The sequence below is a fragment of the Geodermatophilus sp. SYSU D00525 genome (assembly GCF_054050475.1).
Window position 1 is genome coordinate 138,367 of the sequence record NZ_JBJGZK010000007.1, and the last position, 24,549, is coordinate 162,915.

30 protein-coding genes and 1 tRNA gene are annotated in these 24,549 nt (G+C 76.5%); 16 read left to right on the top strand and 15 right to left on the bottom strand.

Annotated elements, in window-relative coordinates; translation table 11 throughout:
- Nucleotides 1–89: 89 nt before the first annotated feature.
- Together ACI796_RS08575 and ACI796_RS08580 are read left to right on the top strand one after the other, a co-directional pair.
- Nucleotides 90–1,145 carry an AraC family transcriptional regulator gene (locus ACI796_RS08575; protein WP_456940803.1) on the top strand — a complete coding sequence of 352 codons (1,056 nt, stop codon included), beginning with the start codon at nucleotides 90–92 and terminating at the stop codon, nucleotides 1,143–1,145.
- Between the two features lie 76 nt (nucleotides 1,146–1,221).
- Nucleotides 1,222–2,436, top strand: coding sequence for an MFS transporter (locus tag ACI796_RS08580; RefSeq protein ID WP_456940804.1), 1,215 nt, complete (start codon nucleotides 1,222–1,224; stop codon nucleotides 2,434–2,436).
- A gap of 331 nt (nucleotides 2,437–2,767) precedes the next feature.
- Here the strand turns inward: ACI796_RS08580 and ACI796_RS08585 are convergent, their stop codons facing one another.
- Nucleotides 2,768–3,205: an ATP-binding protein gene (locus tag ACI796_RS08585; RefSeq protein ID WP_456940805.1), complete on the bottom strand. Its 438-nt coding sequence runs from the start codon at nucleotides 3,203–3,205 to the stop codon at nucleotides 2,768–2,770.
- 275 nt (nucleotides 3,206–3,480) lie between these two features.
- Here ACI796_RS08585 and ACI796_RS08590 point away from each other — a divergent pair, with 275 nt between their 5' ends.
- Both ACI796_RS08590 and ACI796_RS08595 read left to right on the top strand, forming a co-directional pair.
- Complete coding sequence (locus ACI796_RS08590; protein ID WP_456940806.1) at nucleotides 3,481–5,151, top strand: SpoIIE family protein phosphatase; 1,671 nt, start codon at nucleotides 3,481–3,483, stop codon at nucleotides 5,149–5,151.
- Nucleotides 5,152–5,432: 281 nt separating this feature from the next.
- Nucleotides 5,433–5,813, top strand: coding sequence for a hypothetical protein (locus ACI796_RS08595; protein ID WP_456940807.1), 381 nt, complete (start codon nucleotides 5,433–5,435; stop codon nucleotides 5,811–5,813).
- A gap of 17 nt (nucleotides 5,814–5,830) precedes the next feature.
- Here ACI796_RS08595 and ACI796_RS08600 read toward each other — a convergent pair whose 3' ends face one another.
- Both ACI796_RS08600 and ACI796_RS08605 read right to left on the bottom strand, forming a co-directional pair.
- Entirely contained in the window at nucleotides 5,831–6,175 is a 345-nt protein-coding gene (locus ACI796_RS08600; protein WP_456940808.1) for an ANTAR domain-containing protein, read from the bottom strand.
- A gap of 95 nt (nucleotides 6,176–6,270) precedes the next feature.
- Nucleotides 6,271–7,554 (bottom strand): MFS transporter, encoded by a 1,284-nt coding sequence (locus ACI796_RS08605; protein WP_456940809.1) that lies wholly within the window; start codon nucleotides 7,552–7,554, stop codon nucleotides 6,271–6,273.
- A gap of 60 nt (nucleotides 7,555–7,614) precedes the next feature.
- On the opposite strand from ACI796_RS08605, the gene ACI796_RS08610 reads away from it, so the two are divergent.
- Both ACI796_RS08610 and ACI796_RS08615 read left to right on the top strand, forming a co-directional pair.
- Nucleotides 7,615–7,875 (top strand): hypothetical protein, encoded by a 261-nt coding sequence (locus ACI796_RS08610; protein ID WP_456940810.1) that lies wholly within the window; start codon nucleotides 7,615–7,617, stop codon nucleotides 7,873–7,875.
- A 104-nt stretch (nucleotides 7,876–7,979) separates the two neighbouring features.
- Nucleotides 7,980–8,225, top strand: a complete 246-nt coding sequence (locus tag ACI796_RS08615) for a hypothetical protein (protein WP_456940811.1) — start codon at nucleotides 7,980–7,982, stop codon at nucleotides 8,223–8,225.
- Between the two features lie 7 nt (nucleotides 8,226–8,232).
- On the opposite strand, the gene ACI796_RS08620 is transcribed toward ACI796_RS08615, so the two are convergent.
- The 4 genes from ACI796_RS08620 to ACI796_RS08635 form a co-directional block, all read right to left on the bottom strand.
- Entirely contained in the window at nucleotides 8,233–8,514 is a 282-nt protein-coding gene (locus ACI796_RS08620; protein WP_456940812.1) for a ubiquitin-like small modifier protein 1, read from the bottom strand.
- A complete protein-coding gene (locus ACI796_RS08625; RefSeq protein ID WP_456940813.1) occupies nucleotides 8,511–9,593 on the bottom strand; it encodes an exo-alpha-sialidase in 1,083 nt (360 codons plus the stop codon). Before ACI796_RS08625 ends, ACI796_RS08620 begins: the two co-directional genes overlap by 4 nt.
- Before the next feature lie 102 nt (nucleotides 9,594–9,695).
- Complete coding sequence (locus tag ACI796_RS08630) at nucleotides 9,696–10,115, bottom strand: hypothetical protein (protein ID WP_456940814.1); 420 nt, start codon at nucleotides 10,113–10,115, stop codon at nucleotides 9,696–9,698.
- 61 nt (nucleotides 10,116–10,176) lie between these two features.
- Nucleotides 10,177–11,370: a L,D-transpeptidase gene (locus ACI796_RS08635; RefSeq protein WP_456940815.1), complete on the bottom strand. Its 1,194-nt coding sequence runs from the start codon at nucleotides 11,368–11,370 to the stop codon at nucleotides 10,177–10,179.
- A 172-nt stretch (nucleotides 11,371–11,542) separates the two neighbouring features.
- Between ACI796_RS08635 and ACI796_RS08640 the strand changes: the two genes are divergently transcribed.
- A tRNA-Lys gene (locus ACI796_RS08640) sits at nucleotides 11,543–11,618 on the top strand.
- Nucleotides 11,619–11,740: 122 nt separating this feature from the next.
- Nucleotides 11,741–12,607, top strand: coding sequence for a hypothetical protein (locus ACI796_RS08645; protein ID WP_456940816.1), 867 nt, complete (start codon nucleotides 11,741–11,743; stop codon nucleotides 12,605–12,607).
- A 24-nt stretch (nucleotides 12,608–12,631) separates the two neighbouring features.
- On the opposite strand, the gene ACI796_RS08650 is transcribed toward ACI796_RS08645, so the two are convergent.
- The 5 genes from ACI796_RS08650 to ACI796_RS08670 all read right to left on the bottom strand — a co-directional run bounded on the left by ACI796_RS08650 (nucleotide 12,632) and on the right by ACI796_RS08670 (nucleotide 15,490).
- Nucleotides 12,632–12,943, bottom strand: coding sequence for an antibiotic biosynthesis monooxygenase family protein (locus ACI796_RS08650; RefSeq protein WP_456940817.1), 312 nt, complete (start codon nucleotides 12,941–12,943; stop codon nucleotides 12,632–12,634).
- Nucleotides 12,944–12,962: 19 nt separating this feature from the next.
- Nucleotides 12,963–13,154 (bottom strand): DNA-binding protein, encoded by a 192-nt coding sequence (locus tag ACI796_RS08655; RefSeq protein WP_456940818.1) that lies wholly within the window; start codon nucleotides 13,152–13,154, stop codon nucleotides 12,963–12,965.
- 22 nt (nucleotides 13,155–13,176) lie between these two features.
- Nucleotides 13,177–13,758, bottom strand: a complete 582-nt coding sequence (locus tag ACI796_RS08660; protein WP_456940819.1) for a hypothetical protein — start codon at nucleotides 13,756–13,758, stop codon at nucleotides 13,177–13,179.
- A 9-nt stretch (nucleotides 13,759–13,767) separates the two neighbouring features.
- Nucleotides 13,768–14,907, bottom strand: a complete 1,140-nt coding sequence (locus ACI796_RS08665) for a zinc-dependent alcohol dehydrogenase (RefSeq protein WP_456940860.1) — start codon at nucleotides 14,905–14,907, stop codon at nucleotides 13,768–13,770.
- 118 nt (nucleotides 14,908–15,025) lie between these two features.
- On the bottom strand, nucleotides 15,026–15,490 hold the full coding sequence (locus tag ACI796_RS08670; protein WP_456940820.1) for a MarR family winged helix-turn-helix transcriptional regulator: 465 nt from the start codon (nucleotides 15,488–15,490) through the stop codon (nucleotides 15,026–15,028).
- Between the two features lie 55 nt (nucleotides 15,491–15,545).
- Here ACI796_RS08670 and ACI796_RS08675 point away from each other — a divergent pair, with 55 nt between their 5' ends.
- From ACI796_RS08675 to ACI796_RS08705, 7 genes are all read left to right on the top strand, one after another.
- Nucleotides 15,546–16,175 (top strand): NAD(P)-dependent oxidoreductase, encoded by a 630-nt coding sequence (locus ACI796_RS08675; protein ID WP_456940821.1) that lies wholly within the window; start codon nucleotides 15,546–15,548, stop codon nucleotides 16,173–16,175.
- Nucleotides 16,172–17,032 (top strand): NAD(P)H-binding protein, encoded by an 861-nt coding sequence (locus ACI796_RS08680; protein WP_456940822.1) that lies wholly within the window; start codon nucleotides 16,172–16,174, stop codon nucleotides 17,030–17,032. Before ACI796_RS08675 ends, ACI796_RS08680 begins: the two co-directional genes overlap by 4 nt.
- A gap of 22 nt (nucleotides 17,033–17,054) precedes the next feature.
- On the top strand, nucleotides 17,055–17,393 hold the full coding sequence (locus ACI796_RS08685; protein WP_456940823.1) for a hypothetical protein: 339 nt from the start codon (nucleotides 17,055–17,057) through the stop codon (nucleotides 17,391–17,393).
- 27 nt (nucleotides 17,394–17,420) lie between these two features.
- Nucleotides 17,421–18,497 carry an FAD-dependent oxidoreductase gene (locus ACI796_RS08690; RefSeq protein WP_456940824.1) on the top strand — a complete coding sequence of 359 codons (1,077 nt, stop codon included), beginning with the start codon at nucleotides 17,421–17,423 and terminating at the stop codon, nucleotides 18,495–18,497.
- Between the two features lie 137 nt (nucleotides 18,498–18,634).
- On the top strand, nucleotides 18,635–19,555 hold the full coding sequence (locus ACI796_RS08695; protein ID WP_456940825.1) for an ABC transporter ATP-binding protein: 921 nt from the start codon (nucleotides 18,635–18,637) through the stop codon (nucleotides 19,553–19,555).
- Nucleotides 19,552–20,373, top strand: a complete 822-nt coding sequence (locus ACI796_RS08700; RefSeq protein WP_456940826.1) for an ABC transporter permease subunit — start codon at nucleotides 19,552–19,554, stop codon at nucleotides 20,371–20,373. The genes ACI796_RS08695 and ACI796_RS08700 overlap by 4 nt, the downstream gene beginning before the upstream one ends.
- A gap of 68 nt (nucleotides 20,374–20,441) precedes the next feature.
- A complete protein-coding gene (locus ACI796_RS08705; protein ID WP_456940827.1) occupies nucleotides 20,442–20,786 on the top strand; it encodes a hypothetical protein in 345 nt (114 codons plus the stop codon).
- A 9-nt stretch (nucleotides 20,787–20,795) separates the two neighbouring features.
- Here ACI796_RS08705 and ctlX read toward each other — a convergent pair whose 3' ends face one another.
- Nucleotides 20,796–21,749, bottom strand: coding sequence for a citrulline utilization hydrolase CtlX (gene ctlX, locus ACI796_RS08710; protein ID WP_456940828.1), 954 nt, complete (start codon nucleotides 21,747–21,749; stop codon nucleotides 20,796–20,798).
- Entirely contained in the window at nucleotides 21,746–22,783 is a 1,038-nt protein-coding gene (locus tag ACI796_RS08715; protein WP_456940829.1) for an ornithine cyclodeaminase, read from the bottom strand. Before ACI796_RS08715 ends, ctlX begins: the two co-directional genes overlap by 4 nt.
- Before the next feature lie 124 nt (nucleotides 22,784–22,907).
- On the opposite strand from ACI796_RS08715, the gene ACI796_RS08720 reads away from it, so the two are divergent.
- Nucleotides 22,908–23,339, top strand: a complete 432-nt coding sequence (locus ACI796_RS08720; protein WP_456940830.1) for an Lrp/AsnC family transcriptional regulator — start codon at nucleotides 22,908–22,910, stop codon at nucleotides 23,337–23,339.
- A gap of 4 nt (nucleotides 23,340–23,343) precedes the next feature.
- Here ACI796_RS08720 and ACI796_RS08725 read toward each other — a convergent pair whose 3' ends face one another.
- Entirely contained in the window at nucleotides 23,344–24,498 is a 1,155-nt protein-coding gene (locus ACI796_RS08725; RefSeq protein ID WP_456940831.1) for an MFS transporter, read from the bottom strand.
- Between the last annotated feature and the right edge of the window lie 51 nt (nucleotides 24,499–24,549).

The window sequence follows — 24,549 nt, forward strand, 5'->3', positions numbered from 1 at the left end:
GTGTCACGACAGTAGGTCCGGAAGGGAGTCCCCGCTTTTCGGTTTCGGACGATTCACTTGCGGTCTGCGGACACCGCTGGGAGACGTCGATGGACCGGTTCGTGCGCTGTGCGGCGCTGATCGGCTTCCCGGAACTGGCTCGGTCCCTCGGCCTGGACGCGGAACGGCTGCTCGCGGAGGTGGGCCTGCGCATCGGGGAACTCGCCGACCAGGACAGGTGGATCCCCGCCGCTCCGGTCGCCCTGGTGCTGGAGCGGGCGGCGGCCGAGTCGGGCTGCGAGGACTTCGCCGTCCGGCTGAACAGGTGGCGCCGGTTCTCCGGTCTCGGTCCGATCGGCCTGGTGCTCCGGGAGGAGCCCGACCTGCGCAGCGCACTGGATCTCCTGATCCGCTACCAGTACGCCTACAACGGCGTCATCGACCTGCGGCTGGTGGAGGCCGATGACCTCGCCACGGTGCAGGTGTGGCTGGAGATCGGCCGGCCGGTCCCCCTCCGGCAGTGCCTGGATCTCACCACCGGGACGCTGCTGTCCACCATCCGCGCGCTCATGCGAGCCGACTGGGAGCCCCGGGTCGTCTGCTTCTCCCATCCCGCCCCGGCCGACCTCACCGCGTTCCACCAGGTGTTCGGGGGTGCACTGCGGTTCGACCACGAGTTCACCGGCGTGGTCTTCCCCACCGGCGACCTGGACACCGCGACGGTGACCGCCGACCCGGAGTTCCGGCCCTACGCGAGGCAGTTGTTGCGGTCGCTGCCGGCTCCCCGCACCGCGACCACGGCCGACGAGGTCGGCTCGCTCGTGGAGTTCCTGCTGCCGCTCGGCCGCTGCTCGATGGCCCACGTCAGCCGTGAGCTCGGCGTGCAGCCACGCACCCTGCACCGGCGTCTGATCGCCGAGGGGCGGAGCTTCTCAGCGATAGTGCAGACCACTCGCGTCCGGCTCGCCGCGCACCACCTGGCCAACGAGCGGTACTCGGTCACCGAGATCTCCGGCCTGCTCGGCTTCGCCACGCCCAGCGCCTTCTCCGCGTGGTTCCGCCAGCACTTCGGCACCAGCGCCAGGGAGTGGCGCGCCCGCACCCGCATCCGCACCGTGCCCGCGGTCGAGGACCGGTCGGAGGTCGAGGTCGGCCGGGGTGGGTGAGCGAGAGCCGGCCGGCTCAGCGCCTCCCACCGTCCCGGCTCCGCCGGCCGGAGGCCGTCGACTCTTCCCGTGGCTGGTGCTGGGCCTGTCGTTCGCGCTGCTGCTGTCGGACTACATGTGCCGGCAGGTGCTGGTCGCGGTCTTCCCGTCCCTCAAGGTCCAGTGGGCGCTCTCGGACACCCAGCTCGGCACGCTCTCGAGCGTCGTCGCCCTGACCGTGGGCGTGCTGACGGTGCCTCTGTCGATGCTCGCCGACCGCTTCGGGCGCCGCCGGGCGATCGTGGGCATGGCCGTGGTGTGGAGCCTGGCGACACTCGCCTCGGCGCTGGCCGCCGGCTACGCCCAGCTGCTCACCGCGCGCGTGTTCATCGGGGTCGGCGAGGCCGCCTACGGCAGCGTCGGCCTGGCCGTGGTGCTGTCGGTCTTCCCCGCGCATCGCCGGGCGGCACTGTCCGGGGCGTTCAGCGCCGGCGGCTCGTTCGGCTCCGTGCTCGGCGTCGCGCTCGGCGGCGCGCTGGCCGCCCGCTACGGCTGGCGCTGGTCGGTCGCCGCGATGGCCGTGATCGGGCTCGCCCTGACCGTGCTCTACCGGCAGATGGTCACCGACGCAGAGCTCGCCCGGCACGCCTGCCCCGAGCCCGGCACCCGCCCCGCCACGACCGTTCGACCACGGCTGACCCCCCTCCTGTCCCCGCCCGCCCTGCTGTGGGCCTACCTCGGCGGCGGGCTGCAACTGTTCGTCGCGGGCACCCTGCTCGCCTGGCTGCCCAGCTACCTGCACCGGGCCTACGACCTGCCCCTCGGCGCCGCGGCGGGGCTCGCCTCGCTGCTGCTCCTGGGCATGGCCGTCGGCATGATCGGCTGCGGGCTGCTCACCGACCGCCTCGCCCGTGGCGCACCCATCCGCACCTGGACCACGGCGATGACCTATGCGGCGGCATCACTGCTGCTGCTCGGCGTCGGTTTCGCTCTGCCGCCTGGCCCGGCGCAGCTCGCTCTCATCGGGGCCGGCGCCTTCTTCGCCGCCGGCACCACCGGCCCGGCCGGGGCTCTGGTGGCCGGCCTGGCCCCCGCGCAGGTGCGGGCCAGCGCGCTCGGCGTGCTCGCCCTGGCCTACAACCTGCTCGGTCTCTCCACCGGGCCGCTGGTCGTGGGAGTGCTCGCCGACCGCCTGGGCCTGCCCACCGCGATGCTCCTGGCACCGGCCGTCTCCCTCGTCGCGCTCGTCGTGCTCGCCGCAGGCCGCCGCGCCTACCCGGAGAGCGTTCGACGCGTCGCGGATCGGCCGTGACCGTCGGCATGCCGCGGATCCGCCCCGGGTGCCCTGGGAGCGAGCGGGCCAGGTCCGCCTGCAGGCTGCCCCAGGAGCAACCGGGGACCGCCGATGACCTGGGGGGTAGCTCGGGGGGCAACTGACCGCTCAGGACCGCTGCAGGCCGCTCAGGACCGCTCCACGACGTCCGAGCGCACGCGTAGCCTGCGCATCCGCCGGGCCACCAGGCCCGGGACCGGCCTCACTCGCGGGTTCGAGCCCCGTCACTCACCCCACGCGGGGAGGCCCTGGTCGGTTGGCCGACCAGGGCCTCCCCTCGTTCGGGGGCGGGTGCCCGGCCGGTCCCCGCTCAGCCCGTGGCGATGCAGGCCCACACGTGCTTGCGCCCGTCGTCGACGCTCCAGCCGTGCACCCGGGCCAGCCGGGCCACCAGATGCAGGCCCAGACCCCCCAGGGCCGGATCCCGGCCGAGAGGGGGCACCGGAGGACGGTCGACCGCGGCGTCCACGACGTCGACGAGCCACCTGTCACCGGCGGCCTCGACGCGCACGCTCACCGGCGGCCGCCCGTGGCGCAGGCCGTTGGAGGTCAGCTCCTCGAAGACCAGGAGCAGCTCGTCGACGTCCACCAGGGTCCCGGTCCCCCGCCGTCCCCGCCGGACCGCGTCCTGCAGGTCGCGGCGGCCCGCCGTCAGGTCGGGCGCCGAGCGCAGCTCCCACCCCCAGGCCAGGAGGGTGACCCGGGGCATCCGCGGCAGCGGTCGCCGGCTCCAGGGTTCGTGCTCCATCTGCCACCCTCTGCTCGGGCAGGTCCCCGTGCCCGCCGCGGCGTGCGACCGCCTGCTGTGTCCGTTGCTGTTCCGGATCTCGAGCGTAGGTCCGCGGCGGCCGGGGGGCTCCCGGTGACGGGTCCCCCCGGCGGGGCGTGACCGCACGGTGTCGGCCGTGTCGGCGCGGTCACCGTGGGCACCCGCGTCGCGAGGACCACCGGTGCGGCTCGCGCCGACTAGGCTTCAGACCCGTCCTGTGCCCGGGGGCGTCGACCGATGGACCGGGGGTCACGGTGAGCCAGCCCGCCACAGGCCCGACGGCACCGGCGTGGCTGGTCACGGTCCTGGACCGGCTCCCCGGGGGGACGGCCGTCTTCGATGCCGACTGGACGCTGCGCTACGCGAACCCGGCCGCCGCGGGCCTGCTCGGCCGCCCCGCCGAGGACCTGACCGGCCGGAACCTGTGGATCGCCCTCCCCGAGCTCGCCGGCACCGCGCTGCACGCCTTCCTGCTGCACGCCCGCGCCGCCGGCACCGCCACCACCTGGCGCGGCTTCTACGCGCCGACGGGCCGGTGGCTGTCGGTCACCGCCGAGCCGGTCGAGGACCTGCTGCAGCTGTCCATCCGGCAGGACGCCGGCCTGCAGGCACCGACCTCCGCCCGGGGGCTCGCCGACGGCAGCACCGACACCGACGCCGACCGGGCGCGGCTGCGGTTCCTCGCCGAGGTGTCCGAGACGCTGATCAACAGCCTGGACATGGGGCAGGCGGCCACCCAGCTCGCCGAGGTGGTGCTGCCGCGGCTCGGGGACTGGACGGTCGTCGCGCTGCTCGACGAGGACGGCGGCGGGGGCGAGGAGGCCTGGGCCCACCGGGACCCGGCCCGGCGCGCGGACCTGGACACCTACATGCGCGGCCGGATCCGCGGCACCGGCGACGACGAGGCGATGGTCCGGGCGCTGCTGTCCGGCGAGCCGGTGCAGGTGACCACGATCGACCAGCAGCAGGTCGCCCCCTCACTGCCGACGGAGGCGGTGCGCGCGGCCTGGCGGCGGCTGGACGTCACCTCGTGCACGATCGTGCCGCTGCGCGCCCGCGGCGACACCTTCGGCGCGCTGGCGCTGCTCAACGCCGGGGACCGCCCGCCCCACACCGAGCTGGAGATCGCCACCGCCGTCGAGGTGGCCCGCCGCGGCGCGCTCGCGCTGGACAACGCCCGCCTCTACGGCCGCCAGCAGCGGGTCGCCGAGACCCTGCAGCGCAGCCTGCTCACCCCGCCGCCGCAGCCGGACCGCCTGCAGATCGCCGTCCGCTACCGGCCGGCCAGCAGCCACGCCCTGGTCGGCGGCGACTTCTACGACGCCTTCATCCCCCCTGACGGCGCCACCGTGCTGGTGATCGGCGACGTCGTCGGGCACAGCGTCGAGGCCACCGCGGCCATGTCCCAGCTGCGCAGCGCGATCCGCACGCTGGCCTACGACCACCCCGACAGCCCCGCGCACACCCTCACCCGGGTCGACCGGGTGCTCGGCGGCCTGGGCTTCGGCACCCTGGCCACCGCGCTGCTCGCCCGGGTCGAGCAGCCGCCCGAGCAGGCCCGCGCCGGCCTGCGCACGCTGCGCTGGTCCTCCGCCGGCCACCCACCCCCGCTACTGGCCCACCCCGACGGCGCGGTGGAGGTCCTGCACTGCCCACCCGAGCGCCTCCTCGGCACCGGCGAACCCGCCCCGCGCACCGACCACACCGTGACACTGCAGCCCGGCGCCACCGTGCTGCTCGTCACCGACGGCCTCGTCGAGCACGGGCACACCGGCATCGACGAGGGCCTCACCCGCCTCACCCGCGCCCTCGAGGAGTTGCACGACCTGCCCCTCGAGCAGCTCTGCGACCGGCTGCTCGACCGCATCCTGACCGGTCGAGCCGACGACGACGTCGCCGTCCTCGCCGTCCGCTGCGAGACCTAGCACCCCGGGGCGGTGCGGTGGCCGGTCACGTCGTCCCCACCAGGGGTCGGTGCTCGACCTGGCAGCCGCGAACCGGACGACCTCCGCCGGCGCGGCCTGCTTCCTCGCCCGCGCGGTCCGGGGGTTGGTCGCGCGTCGGCCGGGTCCGTCGACCGGCGGCCCCCGGGCGCCGCGCGGCGCCGGCGCAGGACACCGGCGCGCCGACGTGCGATGCGGGTGCACAGCGGGCGGCGGACGGGCCAGGATGACCCCAGCGCCCCGTCGACGCGAGGAGGGACAAGGTGCCGGACCCCTCTCCTCCCGGGACCGGAGGACGGAGCCCCCGCCCCCGGGACCCGCTCGCGGCCGGCTGGGACCGCGACGAGGCGGCCGCCGAGCGGGACGCCGACGCCCGCGAGCGTGACCGGGACGCGGAGGACCGCGACGACCGCGCCGTCGAGCGCAGGGCGGCGGCCGGGCGCCGGCTCGTGACGGCCGACCGGGACACGGCGGCCGACCAGGACGCCGCCCGTGCCGACCGCGACGCCCAGGAGTCCGACCGCAAGGCCGCGGCCCGTGACCGCGAGGCGGCCGCCGCCGACCGGGACGCGGCGGCCCGCGACCGGGTCTCCGCCCGGGCTGACCGGGAGCAGTCCGCGATCGACCGGGCCCAGGACCACTGAGGCCCCGGGGGCGGCGCTCAGTCCACCGTCCCGGTGCGGATGACCTCCTCGGCCACCAGGCGCAGCTTGACGTTGCGGTGGCTGCTGGCGGTCCGGAGCAGGCCGAACGCGGCCTCCTCGTCGACCTTGCGCAGCGCCATGAGGATGCCGATCGCCATGCCGATGCGCCGGTTGGTCTCGACGGCGATGCGCAGGTGGGTGAGCTGCTCGTCGGCGACCTGCAGGTTCTTCTCCATGCGGGCCACCTGGTCGGCGGTCCGCTGCCGGGCGGCTGCGAGGGCCGCGGAGGTGTCGCCGCGGGAGGGGCGCCCACCGCCGTCGGAGCCGGTCGGCAGTCGCTTCCCAGGGAGGTGGTCGACCACGGGTGATCCCGTCGCGGGCGGGGCGGAGGAGCCGGGACACCGGGTGCCGGGGCTGGACACCAGGTGGCCCGAGGACCGTAGCCGATGCCGTTCCCTCAGCGTCCGGCGTCCGGTGCTGGAGACGGCCGGTCGAGCGGGTGGGCGCGCTCGTCGGCGGGCAGCCGGGCGGCGAGGAGGGTGACGGCGGCCAGCACCGGCGGCACCAGGCCGGCCACCAGGAACGCCGTGCGCAGGCCGGCGCCCTCGCCCAGCGGCCCGGCGAGGGCCACCGACACCGGCACCAGCGCGCCGGAGACGACGAAGTCGAGGCTGGACACGCGGCCGAGCAGCGCGGGCGGGACGCGGCGCTGCAGCAGGGTGCCCCAGATGGTCATCCCGCCGTGCACCCCGGCGCCGACGAGGACGGCGGCGGCGACCACGACCGGCACCGACGTCGCGGTGCCGAGGACGACCAGCGGCAGGCAGCCGGCGGCCCACAGCGCCATCGTCGTCGTCAGGTAGCGGCGCGGCAGGGGCCGCGAGGCGACGACGAGCGAGCTCAGCGCGCCGCCGACGCCGGAGCCGGCGAGCACCAGGGAGTGCTCGACGGGGCCGCCGCCGGCGTGCTCGCGCAGGGCGAACGGCGTCAGGACCTGCAGCGGCCCGGTGGTGGCCAGCAGCATCAGCGCCCCGAACAGCAGCGTGGCCAGCAGCCAGCGGGTGCGCACGAGGAAGGCCAGGCCCTCGCGCAGGTCGGCCAGCAGCGCCCGCGCCGGGTGCGCCGGACCGCCCGCGGCGCGGTGCACGGGCAGCAGCGGCAGCCCGAGGACGCACACGGTGGCCGCCAGCGAGGTGGCCGCCGTCGCCAGCAGCGCCGCGCCGGGGGATGCGGCTGCGACCAGCAGCCCGGCCAGCGCGGGCCCGGTCACCTGGTACAGCAGCGGCCGCATCGCGCCCTCGAGGCCGTTGGCGGCCAGCAGCTGGTCCTCCGGCAGCAGCGCCGGCACCAGCGCGGAGTAGGCCGGGTAGTGCAGCCCGAGCCCGGCGCCCCCGAGCAGCCCGGCGACGGCGAGCAGCGGCAGCGGCAGCGCGCCGGCCACCGACAGGGCCCCGGCGAGGCCCACCGGCACCGCCGCGAGCAGGGTGACCGCGAGCAGCAGGTGGCGCTGCGGCACCCGGTCGGCGAGCACCCCGCCGGGCAGCGCCATCGCGAGCGTCCCGACCGCGGAGGCGCCGGTCACCAGCGACAGCTCCGCCGGCCCGCCGCCGAGGGCCACCACCTGCCAGACGGCGGTCACCGCCCAGGCGCCGTTGGCCACGAGCGACAGCGCCAGCGAGAGCGCCAGCCGGCGGTAGGCCGCCGAGCGCAGCGGCGCCAGCGCCCGCGGGGAGGCGGTCACCCGGCCATGGTCCCCCGGGGACCGGAGCGACTCCCGATCCCCTCCGTTCCGGAACCGCGCATGGACCGCCCTCCCGCCGGGCACCACGTCCCCGTGGGGGACTGGCGGGAACAGCTGGACGGCTTGCCGTTGGAGAGCCGGCTCAAGGCCCTGCTCGTGTACGAGCTGGCCTCCGACCGGGTGCCCGGGCAGCCGCTGGAGGTGACGACGGCGGCGGTGCGGGCGGTCGCGACGGCGGAGGGGCTGGACACCGGCCAGCCGTGGATCGACGCGGCCGCCGCGCGGATCACCGCGAACCCGGACGAGGCCCCCGGCGCCTGACCCCGGTGTGCCGCCTGTGACGGCAGGGACGGGTGCGCCTCCCCGATCCGGACACGCACCGGGCGGTGCTGGCCCGCCGCCGCGCCGCCTCGGACCCTGGCGGCATGACCACTGCCTTCTCCTACGGGACCGCGCACGCGGTCGTGATGGTCGGCTCGGTCGGCAGCCCCGAGGGCCTGCAGCCCCGGCAGATCGGTCCGGCGCACGCGACGATCGGCCGGGTCACCGGCCGCAGCCGCAAGTCGCTGTGCGGCGCCTACGTGGCGGTGGACGAGCAGACGGAGTGGCCGCCGGAGGAGTACGAGGAGCACCAGCTCTGCCAGGAGTGCGCGGAGCTGGCCCGCCTCTGAGGGGTCCTCAGCCGCCGGCGACCGAGGGCAGCACCTGCACCACCGACCCGGCGGGCACCGGGGTCGCCAGGCCCGCGGAGAAGCGGACGTCGTCGCCGTCGACGTACACGTTGACGAAGCGGCGCACCTCCCCGGCCTCGTCGCGGATCCGCCGCTCCAGCACCGGGTGGGTGGCCGCCAGCGCGTCGAGCAGGCCGGCCAGCGTGGCGTCGCCCGGGTCCACCCGCAGCCGCCGGGTGCCGCCGGCCAGGTCGGCGAGCACCCCCGGCAGCAGCACCTCGACCGTCACGGCAGCACCGCCGCGCGGACGCAGAGGACGTCGGGCAGGTGCTCGGCGACCGTGGTGAAGGTGTCGCCCTCGTCGGCGCTGGCGTAGACGCAGCCGTCCCGGGTGCCCACGTAGACGCCGGTCGGGTCGCCCTCGTCGACGCAGACGGCGTCGCGCAGCACGGAGGTCCAGGACCCGTCCGGCAGCCCCGTGCCCAGCTCGGTCCAGGTGGCCCCGGCGTCGCGCGTCCGGTGCACCCGCAGCCGCCCGCCCGGCGGCACCCGCTCGGCGTCGGCGACCAGCGGCACCACCCAGGCGGTGCCGGGGGTGCGCGGCGAGGCGGCCACCGGGAAGCCGAAGTCGACCGGCAGCCCGGCCGCGATCGAGGTCCAGGACGCGCCGCCGTCGTCGGTGCGGAAGACGCCGAAGTGGTTCTGCGCGTAGAAGCGGTCGGGGTCCCCCGCGTCGGCGGCGACCTTGTGCACGCACTGCCCGTACTCCGGTGGCGGGTCGGGCAGGAACGGCGCGGTGATGCCCGCGTTGCGCGGCGCCCAGGTCGCCCCGCCGTCGTCGCTGGCGTAGACGCCGCCGGTGCTCATGGCCACCAGCACCCGGTCGGTCGCGGGGTGCGGCAGGACGGTGTGCACCGCGCCGCCGCCGGCGCCCGGCGCCCAGGTCGGCCGGTGCGGGTGGTCCCACAGGCCGCGGACCAGCGCGAAGGTGCGGCCGCCGTCGTCACTGCGCCACAGCGAGTGCGGCTCGCAGCCGGCCCACACGACGCCGGGCCGGTCCGGGGTGTCGGGGCGGAGCTGCCAGACGCGGGCCAGCGCGGCCCCGGTGTCGGCCGGGAAGCGGATCGCGCCCTGCTCGGTCTCGGTCCACGTGCGGCCCAGGTCGTCGGACCAGGTGACGGTCGGGCCCCAGTGGCCGTACTGGACCCCGGCCAGCACCCGCGGCGCCGGCCCGCGGGTGTCGATCCCGACCGCCGCCACCTCCTGCGCGAGCAGGTGCGGACCGTCCACGGTCCAGGTACGGCGGCCGTCGTCGCTGCGGGCCAGCCACAGTCCCTTGCGCGTGCCGATGGCGAGCAGGTCGGTCACGGTGCCTCCGCGGCGTCGGCGGGACCCGGCGGGCCCCTCCCGGCACTGCAGACCGCGGCCGGCGCCGGAACTGAGCGGTGGGCCCGCTCAGAGGCGCCCCGCTCAGAGGCGGGTCGAGCCCTCCGAGCCCTCGGCGGTCCGGCCGGGGTGGCCGTCGGCGTGCCGGTCGGACAGCCCCGGGGCCAGCCGCTCGGCCTCCGCCCGCAGCTTGTCCGCGGCCGAGGCGTGCTCCTGGGCCGCCTCGGCCCGCTGTCGGGCCTCCTGCTCGGCCAGGCGGGTGCGCTCCTCGACCTCGGCGCGCTCGCGGCGGGCGCGGGCGGCCTGCTCCTCGGCCAGGGCCTGCTCCTTCTCCGCCTGCACGCCGCGCAGCCGGGCCTCCTCGAGGTGCTCGCGCGCCTGGGCGCGCTGCTGCTCGCGGCGCCGTGCGCCGGCCACCCGGCTGCGCTTGGCCAGCGCGAGCCCGATCAGCGCCAGCACGACGACCGCCACGACGACGATGAGCACGATCAACCAGGTGTCCACGACGCTCTCCCTCCTGAGATCGACTCGGGAGTGCCCTGGTGAGCGGCCCGGGAAACCGAGATCACTTCAGCGCGGAACCCGCCTGCCACTGGTCCCACGGGATGGTCCAGTCCGCGATCGGGGAGGTGAGCGGGCCGGCGTCGGAGTTGACGATCTCGACGACGTCGCCGGGCTGGGAGAACTCGTAGAACCAGCGGGCGTTCTCGTCCGAGAGGTTGATGCAGCCGTGGGAGACGTTCTCCCGGCCCTGCTGCGCCACCGACCACGGGGCGCCGTGGACGAACTCGCCGCTGTCGGAGATGCGCACGGCCCACTTCACCGGCGTGCGGTAGCCCTCGGGGCTGTCGACGGGCACGCCGTAGGTGCTCGAGTCCATGACCCGGTCGGCGTTGAGCTCGGTGACCACGTGCGGGCCGTTGTAGCTCGGGTTGTCCGGGCTGCCGGCGCTCATCGGCCAGTCCTGCACCAGCGTGTCACCGTCGTAGACCTGCATGCGGTGGGTCGCGGCGTCGGCGACCGACACGTGCCGGTCGCCGATGCGGAAGGAGACCGTGCGGTCCTTCTCGCCCCAGACACCGTCGCCGAGGTCGACGCCGTAGAGGTCGGCCTCGAGGGTCACGTCGGTCTGCGTCGGCCAGTACTGCGAGGGGCGGAAGTGCACCTCGGTGTCGCTGATCCAGCTCCAGACGCCGTCGGTGGGGGTCGAGCTGGTGACCAGCAGGTGGCTCTCGGCGGCGGCCTTGTCGGCGACCGGCTGCTCGAAGTACACGCGGATCGGCATGCCGACGCCGACCGTCTGGCCGTCCAGCGGGCCGACCGAGGGGGTGGTGACCGTCTGCGGGTCCACGGTGGTGAAGGTGCTCGTGGCCTCGGCCCGCTCGCCGTCGGCGTTCGTGGCGGTGGCGGTGAGCGTGTAGGTGCCGGCGTAGGCGAGGTCCTCGTCCGGCGTCCAGACCTCGGTGCCCTCGGTGGCGCCGTCGGCCAGCCGGCCGGGCACGGCCGCGCCGGCGCCGTCGGTCACGGTGACGTCGGCGAGGTCGCCGTCGGTGACGGAGATCTCCACGGGGTCGGCCGGGGCGACGTCGACCGCGCCGTCGGCCGGGGCGAGCTGCAGCTGCGCGGGGGCCGCGTCGGCCGAGGTCGGGGCCGCGGACGTCGCCGCGGACGTCGCCGCAGACGACCCGCCGTCGTCACCCTGGCACCCGCTGAGCAGGACCAGCGCCCCCGCCGTGACCAGCGCAGCTGTCCGTCGCACCGTGTTGCCCCCTCGTCCCCGCGGAGCCGCCCCCGCACCCGGGTACGGATGTACCCGCTCCAGTGTCCACGTGGACCACGGAACCGTGGCGTCCGCCACCCGGGACCCCCGAGCGGGACGCCGTCGACCGCTGGTATCGTTCTCCCTCGTGGCCCGGTCAGCCGGGAGACACGCGCCATTAGCTCAATTGGCAGAGCAGCTGACTCTTAATCAGCGGGTTCGGGGTTCGAGTCCCTGATGGCGCACCAGGTCCGGCCAGCGGCTCCGTCCTCCGGGACGGGGCCGCTTCGTCGTCCCGGGGCTGCGCGGGCGCGACACGGGTGCACCAGCGCCCCTTGTCGGCGGCCGCCGTCGGGAGAACCCTCGGGGCATGGACGGGTCCGAGGAGCGGGCCGCCGACGAGTGCGCGCCGGACCGGCAGGAGCGCCGGGAGCGGCAGTTCCGTCGCGCCGGGCAGGCCTCTGAGCGCCTCCGGCAGGACATCCGGCGGCTCCGGGAGCGACTGAGCCGGAGCGCCGCGGCGGTGGCCACGACCGAGAGCGGCGTCGCCGCCACGAACCTCACCCTGGCCGGACGAGCGCTGCAGGAGGGCCGTCTCGACGACGCGCAGGGGCTGTTGAGCGAGGCCGCGGCGGCGCTGCAGGCCGTCGAGCACGAGCGTCTGCGGGCGGACCACTGGTCGGCGGGCGCCACGCCCGGTCCCTCGGACGCGGCGCGGGTAGAGCAGCGGCGGCTCGCGGCCGGCCGGGCGCAGGAGGACGCGGCCCGGCGCCGGGAGCAGGCGGGCCGCCGGCGGGACAGGGCGGCCCTGCTCCGCGAGGAGGCCGCTCAGCAGCGCGACGAGGCGGCCACCCAGCGGGACCAGCAGGCCGAACGGCGGGCCGAGGCCGCACGCCGCCGGGAGACGTCCGCCGACGAGCGCCGGACCGAGCAGGCGCGGCGTCCGGACGGGGCCGTCCCGGCCGGTGGGCCCGCGGACGGGGCGGCCGAGCAGCAGCGGGCCGTCGACGCCGAGGTCGCGTCGAGCTACCGGGGATGGGCCGAGGACGACCGGGCGCGGGCCGCGGCCGACCGGGCGGCCGACGTGGCCGACCGCGCGGCGGCGGAGCAGGACCGCCTGGCGGCGGAGCAGGACCGCCTGGCGGCGGAGCAGGACCGTGCGGCCGCCCGCACCGACCGCGAGCAGGACGGCCGTGACCGGGCTCGTTCCTGGCGGGCCCGGGGTCCGGGTCCCTGACGGCGGCCGGCGCCCGGGAGCGGCTCACGGGCCGTCGTCGGGGACCGTCCCCTCGAGCAGCGGCCGCTGGCGCGTCGAGAGCGCGGCGAGCTCCGCGTCGAGGGCCCGGTACGCCCGGCGCTCCCGCTCGAGGAACGCCGTCCAGGCGCCCTGGTCCCGCCAGCGGTCGACGGTGAGGAAGCGGCCGCCGTCCTCCGCGCCGCGGAACAGCTCCGTGCCGGCGTGCCCACCGGCCCGCCGGAACAGCCGCGCCCAGTCCCCGTCCGCGCCGTAGGCCGCGACGAACCGCTCGACGGCCGCGGGCGGGACCTCGTACTCCCAGATCCGCACGAACACGCCGACCCGGACCCTCCGCTCAGCCCAGCCGCAGCCCGTGCTCGGCCAGCGCCTCGTCGAGGACGCGCAGTGCCCTCGGCCCGACGCCGTGCAGCGCGGCGAGTGCGGGGCGAAAGACCCCGGCCAGCTCACCGAGCCCGGTGTACCCGGCCTGCTGCAGGGCGCGGGTGGCCGGGGCACCGATCCGGGGCAGCTCGTCGAGCGGCGTCACGCCCGGCACCGTAGCGCCGGGGTCAGCCCCGGACGGCGCGCACGACCCTGCGGACGCCGAGCGCCGCGGCCCCGGCGCCGGCGAGCCACGGCCCGGCGACGACCACCGGGTCGAGCAGCTGGTGCCGGACGTCCGAGCGGCCGCGCCGCGAGCGCAGGCCGCCGCGGGTGAACTCCGTCCGCAGGCCGGTGGCGGGCACGTCGGGCCGGCCCGAGGCGAACGACCGCAGGTGGTGCTCCCAGGCGTCCACGCGGTCGCCGGCCACCAGCAGCAGCCAGTGCGCGAGCCGGCCCTCGCTGAAGCGGGCGTAGGCGTAGCGGCGGATCGCCCCGGACAGGCCGTGCAGCGGCTGCGCGGTGCCGAACACCGGCGTCACGAAGGCGTGCTCGACCGACCGCTCGCGGCCCTCGGCGCCGGGCTGGCGCTCGGGGAAGTCCCAGTGGGCGCCGGTGTCGGCCGGGTACTGCAGCTTCGGGTACGACGGCCGGTCGGCCGGGTCGAGGTCGGCGCCCCACCCGGGGATGCGGGCCCGCAGCTCCTCGCGGCTCGGCGTCGGGGTGCGCTTGTCGCGGACGTACGCGCTCGGGATGTCGGACTCGGTCATGGTCGCCCCTCAGGCCGCGTCGGGCAGGATCACCGGCTTGATGCAGCCGTCGAGCTTGCTGGAGAACACGTGGTAGGCCTCCGCGATGTGCTCCAGCGGGAAGCGGTGGGTGACCACCTCGCGCGGGGTCAGGTGGCCGTTGCGGACGTGCTCGAACATCCGCGGCCACTGCCGCTTCACCGGCGTCTGGTTCATCCGCAGCGTCAGCCCCTTGTTCAGCGCGTCGCCGAACTTGACCGCGTTGGGGATCGGCCCGTAGGCGCCGATCACCGACACCGTGCCGCCCTTGCGCACGCCGTCGATCGCCCAGTTGAGCGCGACCGGCGACCCGCCCTGCAGCTTCAGCTTCGTCCCGGTCACGTGCTGGAGGAGGTTGCCGTCGGCCTCCGCGCCGACCGCCTCGATGACGACGTCGGCGCCGAGGTGGTCCGTCTGCTTCTTCATCTCGACCACGACGTCGTCGTGCTCGTCGTAGTCCAGCGTCTCGGCGTGGGCCATGGTCCGCGCCTTCTCCAGCCGCTCCCGCAGGTGGTCGACGACGATCACCCGGCCGGCGCCCATCAGCCAGGCCGACTGGGCGGCGACCAGCCCGACCGGCCCTGCACCGAGGACGATGACGGTGTCCCCCTCGGCGATCTCGCCGAGCTGGGCGCCGAAGTAGCCGGTCGCGGCGGCGTCGGTCATGACGACGGCGTCCTCGTCGTGCAGCCACTCGGGGATCCGCACCGGGCCGACGTCGGCGAACGGCACGCGCACGTACTGCGACTGGCCGCCGTCGTAGCCGCCGGTGGTGTGCGAGTAGCCGTAGATGCCGCCGACCGCCGTCGCGTTCGGGTTCACGTTGTGGCAGTTGGAGTACAGGCCGCGCGCGCAGAACCAGCACGACCCGCAGAAGACGTTGAACGGCACCATCACCCGGTCGCCGACCTGCAGGTTCCGCACCGAGGGGCCGACCTGCTCGACGACGCCGATGAACTCGTGGCCGAACGTGTGGCCGATCCGGGTGTCCGGCATCAGCCCGTGGTACAGGTGCAGGTCCGAGCCGCAGATCGCCGCCAGGGTGACCCGGACGATCGCGTCGTTCGGGTGCTCGATCGCCGGGACGTCCTTGTCCTCGACGCGGACCTTGTACGGCCCGCGGTAGACCATCGCGCGCACGCAGCGCCCCTCTCCTCGTGCCGGGCCCTGCACACCGGCGCTCCCGCAGCCGTGCCCGGCGCCCGGGACCCGGAAACGGCCCCGGGTGCCCCGAGGGGCCGCGGACCGCTCAGGCGGTCGTCGCGCCGGGTGTCCGGACGGCGCCCCGGGCCCGCCTCCGCTCCGTGGCACGGGTGACGTCGCCGAGCAGGCGGCGCAGGTCCGCGGCGTGCTCGCCGAGGTCCTCCTCCAGGCCGGCGAGGACGGTGCCGGCGTCGCGGGCGAGCCGCCGGCCGGTGGCGGTCAGGCGGACCAGGCGACCGCGGGACCGGGCGGGGTCGGCGACCGTCTCGACCAGGCCCAGGCGGACCAGGCCGGCGACGAGGTCCTGCTGGGCCTGGCGGGTGGTGCCCAGCCGCCGGGCGAGCTCCGCCGGGGCGGTCCCGTCCGGGTCGAGGAAGGCGAAGACGAGGGACTGCGCCGCCGACAGCCGCGGCCACCCCCGGGCTGCGAGCTCCTCCCGGAGGACGGCGTCGAAGGACCGGCCGGCCTGCAGCAGCAGGTGGGCCAGCGGCAGCTCGCCCCGCCGTTGCACGGACGTCAGGTTACCTGACACCCTGTCGTCAGGGAACCTGACAGAGGAGGCCGGGGTGCGCATCGTGGTGTTCGGAGCGGCGGGCGGCGTCGGCCGGCACGCCGTGCGACTGGCGGCCGAGCGCGGGCACGCGGTGGTCGCCGTGGCCCGCCGGGCGACGGGGCAGCCCGGCGTCGTCGAGTGCCCCGGGGACGTCCGCGACGCCGCCCTGGTGGCCGCGGCGGTGCGCGGGGCCGACGCCGTCCTGTGGTGCGTGGGGGTCACCCGGACCTCGGGCGGGGACGTCGGCCGGACCGCGCTGCCGGGGGTGGTCGCGGCCATGGGAGGAGCCGGGGTGCGGCGCTTCGTCGGGGTCTCGGGCGCGGGGGCGGACCTGCCCGGTGACCGGAAGGGACGCGGGGCCCGCTTCGTCTCGTGGCTGACCCACCGGCTGGCGCGCGACGTCGTCGAGGACAGGGAGGGCGAGTACCGGGTGCTGGCCGCCTCCGACCTGCAGTGGACCCAGGTGCGCCCGCCACGGCTGGCCGACCGGCCGGGCACCGGCCGGTACCGGCTGACGAGCGAGGCGCCGGGGCTGCGCGCCGCTCCGGTGGCGAAGGCGGACGTGGCCCTCGCACTGGTCGACCTCGCCGAGGGGCGGGACCGGCTCTCGGCGGCGCCGTTCGTCGTGGCCGGCGACCGGTGACCGTGCTCGTCGCCGGGGCCACCGGCACGGTCGGCGGCGAGGTCGTCCGCCGGCTGGCCGGCCGCGGGGCCGACGTCCGGGCCGGCGCGCGCGACCCGGGGCGGGCTGCTCCGGGGCTCCCGCCCGGCGTGCCCGCCGTCCGGCTCGACCTGGAGGACCCCGCCTCCTGGCCGGCCGCGCTCGACGGCGTCGGGGCGCTGTTCCTGCTCCGCCCGCCGGACGTCGCCCGGGTCGAGCGCCTGCAGCCCTTCCTCGACGCGGTCGTGGCCGCCGGGGTGCGGCGGGTCGTCGTGCTGTCGGTGCAGGCTGCCGGGCGCAACCCCCTGCTCCCCCACCGGGCGCTGGAGAAGCGGGTGGAGGCCACCGGCCTGGCCTGGACCCACCTGCGGCCGGCCAACTTCTTCCAGAACCTGCTCACCGTGCACCGCGAGGAGATCCGGGACCGGTCGCGGATCTCGGTGCCGGCCGGGAACGGGCGGACCGCCCACGTCGACGTCCGCGACCTCGCCGAGGTGGCCGCCACGGCCCTGACGGAGCCGGGCCACGAGGGTCGGGCCTACGAGCTGACCGGCCGGGAGGCGCCGACCTTCGCCGAGATCGCGGCGACCCTCTCGGCGGTGCTGGGCCGTCCGGTCGTCTACCCGCGGCCGGGCGCGGTCGCCTTCGTGCGGGAGCAGCTGGCCGAGGGCACGCCTCCCGGGCTCGTCCTGGTCATGACCCTGCTGTTCACGACCACCCGGCTCGGTCTGGCGGCGCACACCACCGACGACCTCGCCCGCCTGCTGGGCCGGGAGCCGACCTCCCTGCGCCGCTTCGTGGAGGACCACGCCGACGCCTGGCGCCCGGAAACCGGTTGAGCCCGTCCCCAGCATGGAGGGCATGGCGACTCCCCCCGTGCTCGAGCCGGTGCACCGTCCGGAGGACGGCGAGCTCGTCGGCCACCTGACCGCTGCCGCCGGCCGGGACGGGTGGACCGCGCACGCCGTCCCCGGCATGCCGCTGCGCGACTTCCCCACCCGCGAGCAGGCCGTCGCCTTCCTGCGCGAGCGCGGCCTGGCGCTGCTCGCCGACCGCTGGACCTGGACGCCGGAGACCGGCGAGCCGCGCACCGCGTGGCTGGTCGAGGCCCGGCCCGGGGCGGTCGTCGTCCGGTTCGGGTACGACCCGGCACCGGTGCCGCTGACCGGCGCGGACCTCGCGCGGCTCACCCCGGCATAGCCGCGGGCCGAGGAGCGTTCCGCGGGCATGAGCAGCCCGCGGGACGTCGACGTCGTGGTCGTCGGCGCGGGCCAGGCCGGCCTGTCCGCCGCGTACCACCTGGCCCGCCAGGGCTTCGCGCCCGGCAGCGGCTTCGTCGTCCTCGACGCCGACGCCGCGCCCGGCGGGGCCTGGCAGCACCGCTGGCCCTCGCTGACCCTGGCGACGACGCACCGGGTGCACGAGCTGCCGGGCCTGCCGTTCGCGCCGGCGTCGGAGGACCTGCCCGCCGCCGAGGCGGTGCCGGCCTACTTCGCCGGCTACGAGCGGCGCTTCGCCCTGCCGGTGCAGCGGCCGGTGCGGGTGTCCGCCGTCCGCCGCGGCGACGACGGCCGCTTCGTCGTGGATTCCGACCGCGGTCTCTGGCGGGCGCGGGGCCTGGTCAACGCCACCGGCACCTGGACCCGGCCGTTCGTGCCGCACTACCCGGGCCAGGAGACCTTCCGCGGCCGGCAGCTGCACACCGTCGGCTACCGCGGCGCCGGGCAGCTCGCCGGGCTGTCGGTCGTGGTCGTCGGGGGCGGCGCCTCGGCGGTCCAGCTGCTCGGCGAGATCGCGCCGGTCGCCCGCACGACCTGGGTGACCCGCCGCCCGCCGGTCTGGCGCGAGGGGCCCTTCGGCGAGGAGCAGGGCCGGGAGGCGGTGGCCCGCGTCGAGGCCGCGGTCCGCGCCGGACGGATGCCCGGCAGCGTCGTCGGCGCGACCGGGCTGGTGGTCACCCCGTGGGTGCGCCGCGCCCTGGACGACGGCGTCCTCACCCGGCTACCGGTGTTCGACCGGATCACCCCCGACGGCGTCGCCTGGGACGACGGCCGGTCCGTCGCCGCGGACGTGATCCTGTGGGCCACCGGCTTCCGCGCCGCGGTCGGCCACCTGGCCCCCCTGCGGCTGCGCACCCGCGACGGCGTCATCCGGCTCGACGGCACCTCCGCCGTCGACGAGCCGCGGCTGCAGCTGGTCGGCTACGGGCCGAGCGCGAGCACGATCGGCGCCAACCGGGCCGGCCGCACGGCGGCCGTGACCCTGCGGCGGCTGCTCGCCGCGGACCTGCCCCGCACCGCCTGACCGGGGGCGTCCCCCAGCACCGGATGGGGGTCGGTCCAGGGTCGGGCCGGGGGTCCTCCCCGATGTGCCGGGCACCCCGCGGCCGAGAGCCTTCCCGGCATGACCTCGCAGCCCTCCCCCACCCCGGCGGTGACCCCGTGATCGTCGCCAGCGGACTCACCAAGCGCTACGGCGACCGGGTCGCCGTCGACCGCGTCTCCTTCACCGTCCGGCCGGGCCGGGTGACCGGCTTCCTCGGGCCCAACGGCGCCGGCAAGTCGACGACGATGCGGATGGTCATCGGCCTGGACCGGCCCACCGAGGGCACGGTGACCGTCGACGGCATCCGCTACCTCGACTGCCCCGCGCCGCTGCGCGCGGTCGGCGCGCTGCTGGAGGCCCGCGCAGTGCACCCGGGCCGCACCGCCTGGGCGCACCTGCGCTGGATGGCCGCGTCCAACGGCATCCCCGCCGCCCGCGTCGACGAGGTGCTCGGCCTGGTCGGGCTGGAGGCGGTGGCCGGCCAGCGGGTCGGCCGGTTCTCCCTCGGCATGGGGCAGCGGCTGGGCATCGCGGCCGCGCTGCTCGGCGACCCGCCGGTCGTCGTCCTCGACGAGCCGGTCAACGGGCTGGACCCCGAGGGCATCCGCTGGGTGCGCACCCTGGCCCGCGACCTCGCCGCCGAGGGCCGCACGGTGCTGGTGTCCAGCCACCTCATGGCCGAGATGGCGCTGACCGCCGACCACCTCGTCGTCATCGGCCGCGGCCGGGTGCTCGCCGACTGCCCGACGGCGGACTTCATCGCCGAGCACGCCGCCTCCTACGTGCGCGTCCGCACCCCCCGCCCGGCCGAGCTGGCCGAGCTGCTGCGGCGCTCGGACGCCGACGTCACCCGCGACGGCGACGAGCTGCGCGTCCAGGGCGTCGACACCGCCACCACCGGCGAGCTCGCCGCCGGAGCCGGCCTGGTGCTGCACGAGCTGGGCCTCGTCCGGTCCTCCCTCGAGGACGCCTTCATGACCCTGACCGCAGGCAGCGTCGAGTACGCCGCCGCCCGCCCCGCCGAGGTGACCCGGTGACCGCCTCCACCCTGGCCGCGCCCCGCGCGTCCTCCCCCGCCCCGGCCGCGACCGCCGGGCTGCCCCGCGCCCTGCACGCCGAGTGGATCAAGCTGTGGTCGGTGCGCTCCACCGGCTGGTCGGTGGCCGCGATGGTCGCGCTCGGCGCCGGGCTCACCACGCTGGTGTGCGCGCTCGTCGCCCCCGACCTCGCCGCCGGGGAGACCGGTGAGCCGGTCGGCGCGTTCATCACCTGGGGACTGCTGTTCGCCCAGGTCACCGCCGTCGTCCTCGGCGCGCTCACCGTCACCGCCGAGTACGGCACCGGCATGATCCGCGCGACCCTGGCCGCCACGCCGCGCCGCGGGACCGTGCTCGCCGCCAAGGCGCTGGTGCTCACCGGGGTGCTGTTCGTCGCCGGCGTGGTCACCGCCGTCCTCGGCTGGCTCGGCGGCAACGCGTTCCTGTCCGCGGAGGGCATCGGCCTGTCCCTCGGCGACGACGGAGTGCTGCGCTCGCTGCTCGGCAGCGGCCTCTACATGGCCGGGCTCGGGCTGTTCGCGATGGCCGTCGGGCTGCTGGTGCGCTCCACCGCCGCGGCGGTGTCGGTGGTGCTCGCGCTGGTGTTCCTCGTCGGCAACCTGGTGATGCTGCTGCCCGGTGCCCTCGGCGAGTGGCTGACCAAGCTCATGCCGGGCAACGCGGGCTCGCGGATCGCCATGCCGGAGTCGTTCAACCCGCTGCTGCTCGAGCCGTGGACCGGGTTCGCCGTCTTCGCCGCCGAGGTCGCCGTCGTCCTCGCCGTCGCCGCGGTCGCCTTCACCCGCCGGGACGCCTGAGGCCCACCCGGGAACCGAGCCCGCCCCCTCCGTCCGGGACGCAGGGGACGGGCTGGCACCGTGGAGGGGTGACCTCCCCCGATCCCGCCGCCCTGGGCCGCGAGCGCGCCGACCTGCTGCTGACCCACCTCGAGGCCGACGACGACGCCGGCGCCGACGCGCTGCTGGCGGACGTCGCCGAGGTGCGCGACCTGGTCTACGTCGGCGCGGCGCTCACCGCGCAGGCCCGGGCCGAGGGGCGCGCGCTGCCGCCGGCGCAGCGGGCGCAGGCCAACACCCGGCAGCTGCGGCTCGGGGCGGTGCGGGACGCCGCCCGCACCGACCCGGCCGCGCTGCGGCAGTGGCTGCGCCGCTCCGGGGAGGAGCTGCTGCTCATCCGCTCGCTGCAGGCCGCGGCGGACCGCGTCTCCTGAGCCGCGGGCTCAGACCGCGGCGGGGACCGCCGCGGTGCGCGGCTCCAGGTGCACACCGGCGATCATGCAGCGCACCGAGCCGCCGGCCAGCTCGACCGTCGGGACGGCGACCGGCAGCAGCCGGGCCGACGCCTCGATCACCCGGCGCTGACCGGCGTCCAGGCTCGCCGCGGCCCGCGCGGACAGCGCGAGCACCGGGCCGTCGGCGCCCTGCACCTCGATGGCGTTGCCGGCGAACTCCCCGACCTGCCGCGCGGTGAGCGGCACGACGGTGCGCCCGGTCGCCTCCAGCCGGGCGACGAGCTCCTCCCGCTCGGCCGCCGACGGCAGCAGCTCCAGGCCGACCAGCGCGAACTCTCCGGCCACGGTCATCATCACGTTGGTGTGGTAGACCGCCCGGCCGGCCGCGTCGACGGCGTCGAAGACCACCGGCTCGTAGCCGAAGCCGCGGCAGAAGCGGTCCAGCGCCCAGGGGTCGACCCGCAGCGACCGCGCGACGTAGGCCGTGCGCGCCACGTGGTCGAGCACCATCGCGCCGGTGCCCTCGAGGTAGCGGCCGTCGTGCTCCAGGCCCGACAGGTCGACCACCTCGTGCACCCGGTAGGCCGCCTTGAGGAACTCGACGACGTCGCCGCGCCGCTCCCCCCGCCGGTTGGCCGCGTACATCGGGAACAGCGCGACCCGGCCGTCGGCATGGGTGGACAGCCAGTTGTTCGGGAAGACGCTGTCGGGCCGGCCCGGCTCCGGGTCGTCGAACAGGTGCACCATGACGCCCGCGGCGGTGAGCGCCCCGGCCAGCGCGCCGACCTCGTCGTGCGCCCGGCGCGCCAGCACGCCCGGGTCCTCGCGGACGACGGGCACCTGGAAGGCGTTGTCCCCGAGCGTCAGCGGGTTGGGCGAGAAGGCGTGCGGGCGGATGAGGACGACGGCCGGGGGGGCCTGGGCGACGGCCCCGGCCGTCACGAGGGGATCGGCGTGAACGCCGCGACCATCCCGAACAGGTCCTTGGGGTCCTCCGGCTCGGCCACCAGGTCGATGTCGTCGACCCACGGCGTGCCGGCCACGGCGTCGCGGACGTAGCGCAGCGCCGACAGGTCCTCGATCGCGAAGCCGACGGAGTCGAACAGGGTCACCTGGGCCGCCGAGGTGCGCCCGGCCGCCCGGCCGGTGAGCACCTGCCACAGCTCGGTGACCGGGAAGTCGGCCGGCATGGCCTGGATCTCGCCCTCGACGCGGGTCTGCGGCGGGAACTCGACGAAGACCTCGACGTCCTCGCGCAGCAGGATCGTGGGGTCCAGCTCGGTCTTGCCGGGGCAGTCGCCGCCGATGGCGTTGAGGTGCATGCCCGGCTCGATCCAGTCGGCCTGCAGCACGGTGGCGCGGGCCTTGTCGGCCGTGCAGGTGGTGACGACGTCCGCGCCGCGCACCGCCTCCCGCCCGGAGGACGCGACCGTCACGTCGAAGCCCAGCGGCTCGAGGTTGCGGACCAGCTTGGCCATCGCGGCGGGGTCGGTGTCCCAGACCGTGACGTCGTTGATGCCCAGCGCCCCGCGCATGCCCAGCGCCTGGAACTCCGACTGGCTGCCGGCGCCGATGAGCGCCAGCCGCCGGGAGTCCGGCCGGGCCAGGAGGCGGGCGACCATCGCCGAGGTCGCGGCCGTGCGCAGCGCGGTCAGCAGCGTCATCTCGGCGAGGAAGACCGGGTAGCCGTTGGAGACGTCGGCCAGCGCCCCGAAGGCGCTCACCGTCTGGAAGCCGCGGGCCGGGTTGCTCGGGTGCCCGTTGACGTACTTGAAGGCGTAGGTCTCGCCGTCGCTGGTCGGCATCAGCTCGATCACGCCCCAGGGCGTGTGGCTGCCGACACGGGCGATCTTGTCGAAGGACTCCCACCGGCGGAAGTCGTCCTCGATGTAGCGGGACATCCCGGCGATGATCGCCTCCGGCCCCGTCCCGGCGGTCCAGCGGACCATGTTGCGCACGTCGACGAACAGTGTCATGGCGACAGCCCCCTCTCGGCACCGAGAACGCTAGGAGTGGGCGATCTGCACACACAATGAGCAGCAAGCGCGCGTTGTGTGCAGAAACGGATCAGGTGGCCATGATCAGCTGTACGTTCTGCGCATGGCAGACCTCAGCGACCTCGACCGCCGCCTGCTCTCCGCGCTGCGCGAGGACGGCCGCGCGCCGGTGGCCGAGCTGGCCCGCCGGCTCGGGGTCACCCGAGCGACGGTGACCAGCCACCTCGACCGGCTCGTCGCCGAGGACGTCATCGTCGGGTTCACCGTCCGGGTGCGCGACGAGGCCGCCGCGGGCGGGGTCCGGGCGGTGTCGCTCGTCGAGGTGGAGGGCCGCTCCACCGACGACGTCATCCGGCGGCTGCGCGGCTTCCCGGAGATCGAGTCGATGCACTCGACCAACGGCGCGTGGGACCTCGTCGCCGAGCACCGCACCAGCGACCTCGTGGAGTTCGACCGGCTGCTCAACCGGATCCGGTCGGTGCCCGGGGTGATCAACAGCCAGACGAGCCTGCTGCTGACCTCGGTGCTGCGCTGAGCGCTCAGGCCGTCCGGGTCGCCACCCGGGCCAGCGGCAGCCCGACGAGCAGGACGCCGGCGACGAGGACGTAGGTCCAGGGCAGCCCGACGCCGGCCGCGACCAGCCCGAGGACCAGCGCGCCGACCGCCGTCCCCGCGTCGAACGAGGCGTTCCACAGCGCGCTCGCCGCGGTCGAGCCGCCCTCCCCCGCGCGGGCGAAGGCGGTGACCAGCGTCAGGTTCTGCACTGCGCCGTAGCCCGCGCCGAAGACCGCCGCCCCGGCCAGGACGACGGCGTCGCCGGTGACCAGGCCCAGCGCGACGGCGGCCAGGCCGAGCGCGCCGGCGACCAGGGCGGCGGGCAGGAGCCGGCGGGTCCCGAGCCGGTCGGCCAGCAGCCCGGCGCGCCAGCGGGTGAGCGCGCCGGTGATGCCGAACACGAGCAGCGCGGCGGTCGCGAGGCCGCCGTCGGGGCGCTCGATGGGCAGGAAGGTGACCACCCCGCCGCCGGCGAGGGTGACCAGCAGCAGCACCCCCGACGGCGCCAGCGCGGCGCGGGCCGCGGCGCGCGAGGACGTGCCGGCGCCGCCCTCCCAGTGCACCGAGCGGGCCAGGCCGGGCACCAGCGGCAGCGCGAGCACCGGCGAGGCGGCCAGCCACGCCAGCCAGCCGGGGTGCCCGTCGAGCACCAGCGCCACCCCGGCCGGCACCGCCACCAGGTTGGGCACCGCGATCGCCAGGCCGTACAGCCCGATCGACTCGCCGCGGCGCTCGGGCGGTGCGACCTGCGCGGCCAGCGTCGCGCCGAGCACGGTGAGCACCGCGAAGCCCGCGCCGCGCACCGCCGAGACCGCCGACAGCCACGGGACGCCGTCGCCGAGGACGTACAGCGGCGACGGCGCGCCCAGGGCGAGCAGGCCGGCGGCGAGGACCGGGCCCAGGCCGAACCGCGCGGTCAGCGCCGGGACGACCGACTGGACCGCGATCGTCACCACCAGGAAGACCGCGGTCACCACGCCGGCGGTGTCGGCCGACGCCCCGCCCGCCACCGCGTACGCCGGCAGCGAGGCGAGGGTCAGGCAGTAGCTGGCGAAGCCGAGCGTCGTCGCCCCCACCAGCGCCCGCATCGCCGGCAGCCGCCACAGCGACACCCGGTCCGCCGTCGTCCCCCTGGTCACGCGTCTCCCCTCCGCGGGCGTCGTCGCCCGGCCGTCCAGCATGACCGTGGG

Bases quoted from the DNA above. Each gene is read 5' to 3' on its own strand.
- ACI796_RS08575 (WP_456940803.1), top strand. From the start codon at position 90: ATGGACCGGTTCGTGCGCTGTGCGGCGCTGATCGGCTTCCCGGAACTG.
- ACI796_RS08585 (WP_456940805.1), bottom strand. From the start codon at position 3,205: ATGGAGCACGAACCCTGGAGCCGGCGACCGCTGCCGCGGATGCCCCGG.
- ACI796_RS08610 (WP_456940810.1), top strand. From the start codon at position 7,615: ATGGACCGCCCTCCCGCCGGGCACCACGTCCCCGTGGGGGACTGGCGG.
- ACI796_RS08615 (WP_456940811.1), top strand. From the start codon at position 7,980: ATGACCACTGCCTTCTCCTACGGGACCGCGCACGCGGTCGTGATGGTC.
- ACI796_RS08645 (WP_456940816.1), top strand. From the start codon at position 11,741: ATGGACGGGTCCGAGGAGCGGGCCGCCGACGAGTGCGCGCCGGACCGG.
- ACI796_RS08660 (WP_456940819.1), bottom strand. From the start codon at position 13,758: ATGACCGAGTCCGACATCCCGAGCGCGTACGTCCGCGACAAGCGCACC.
- ACI796_RS08665 (WP_456940860.1), bottom strand. From the start codon at position 14,907: ATGGTCTACCGCGGGCCGTACAAGGTCCGCGTCGAGGACAAGGACGTC.
- ACI796_RS08685 (WP_456940823.1), top strand. From the start codon at position 17,055: ATGGCGACTCCCCCCGTGCTCGAGCCGGTGCACCGTCCGGAGGACGGC.
- ACI796_RS08690 (WP_456940824.1), top strand. From the start codon at position 17,421: ATGAGCAGCCCGCGGGACGTCGACGTCGTGGTCGTCGGCGCGGGCCAG.
- ACI796_RS08715 (WP_456940829.1), bottom strand. From the start codon at position 22,783: ATGACACTGTTCGTCGACGTGCGCAACATGGTCCGCTGGACCGCCGGG.
- ACI796_RS08720 (WP_456940830.1), top strand. From the start codon at position 22,908: ATGGCAGACCTCAGCGACCTCGACCGCCGCCTGCTCTCCGCGCTGCGC.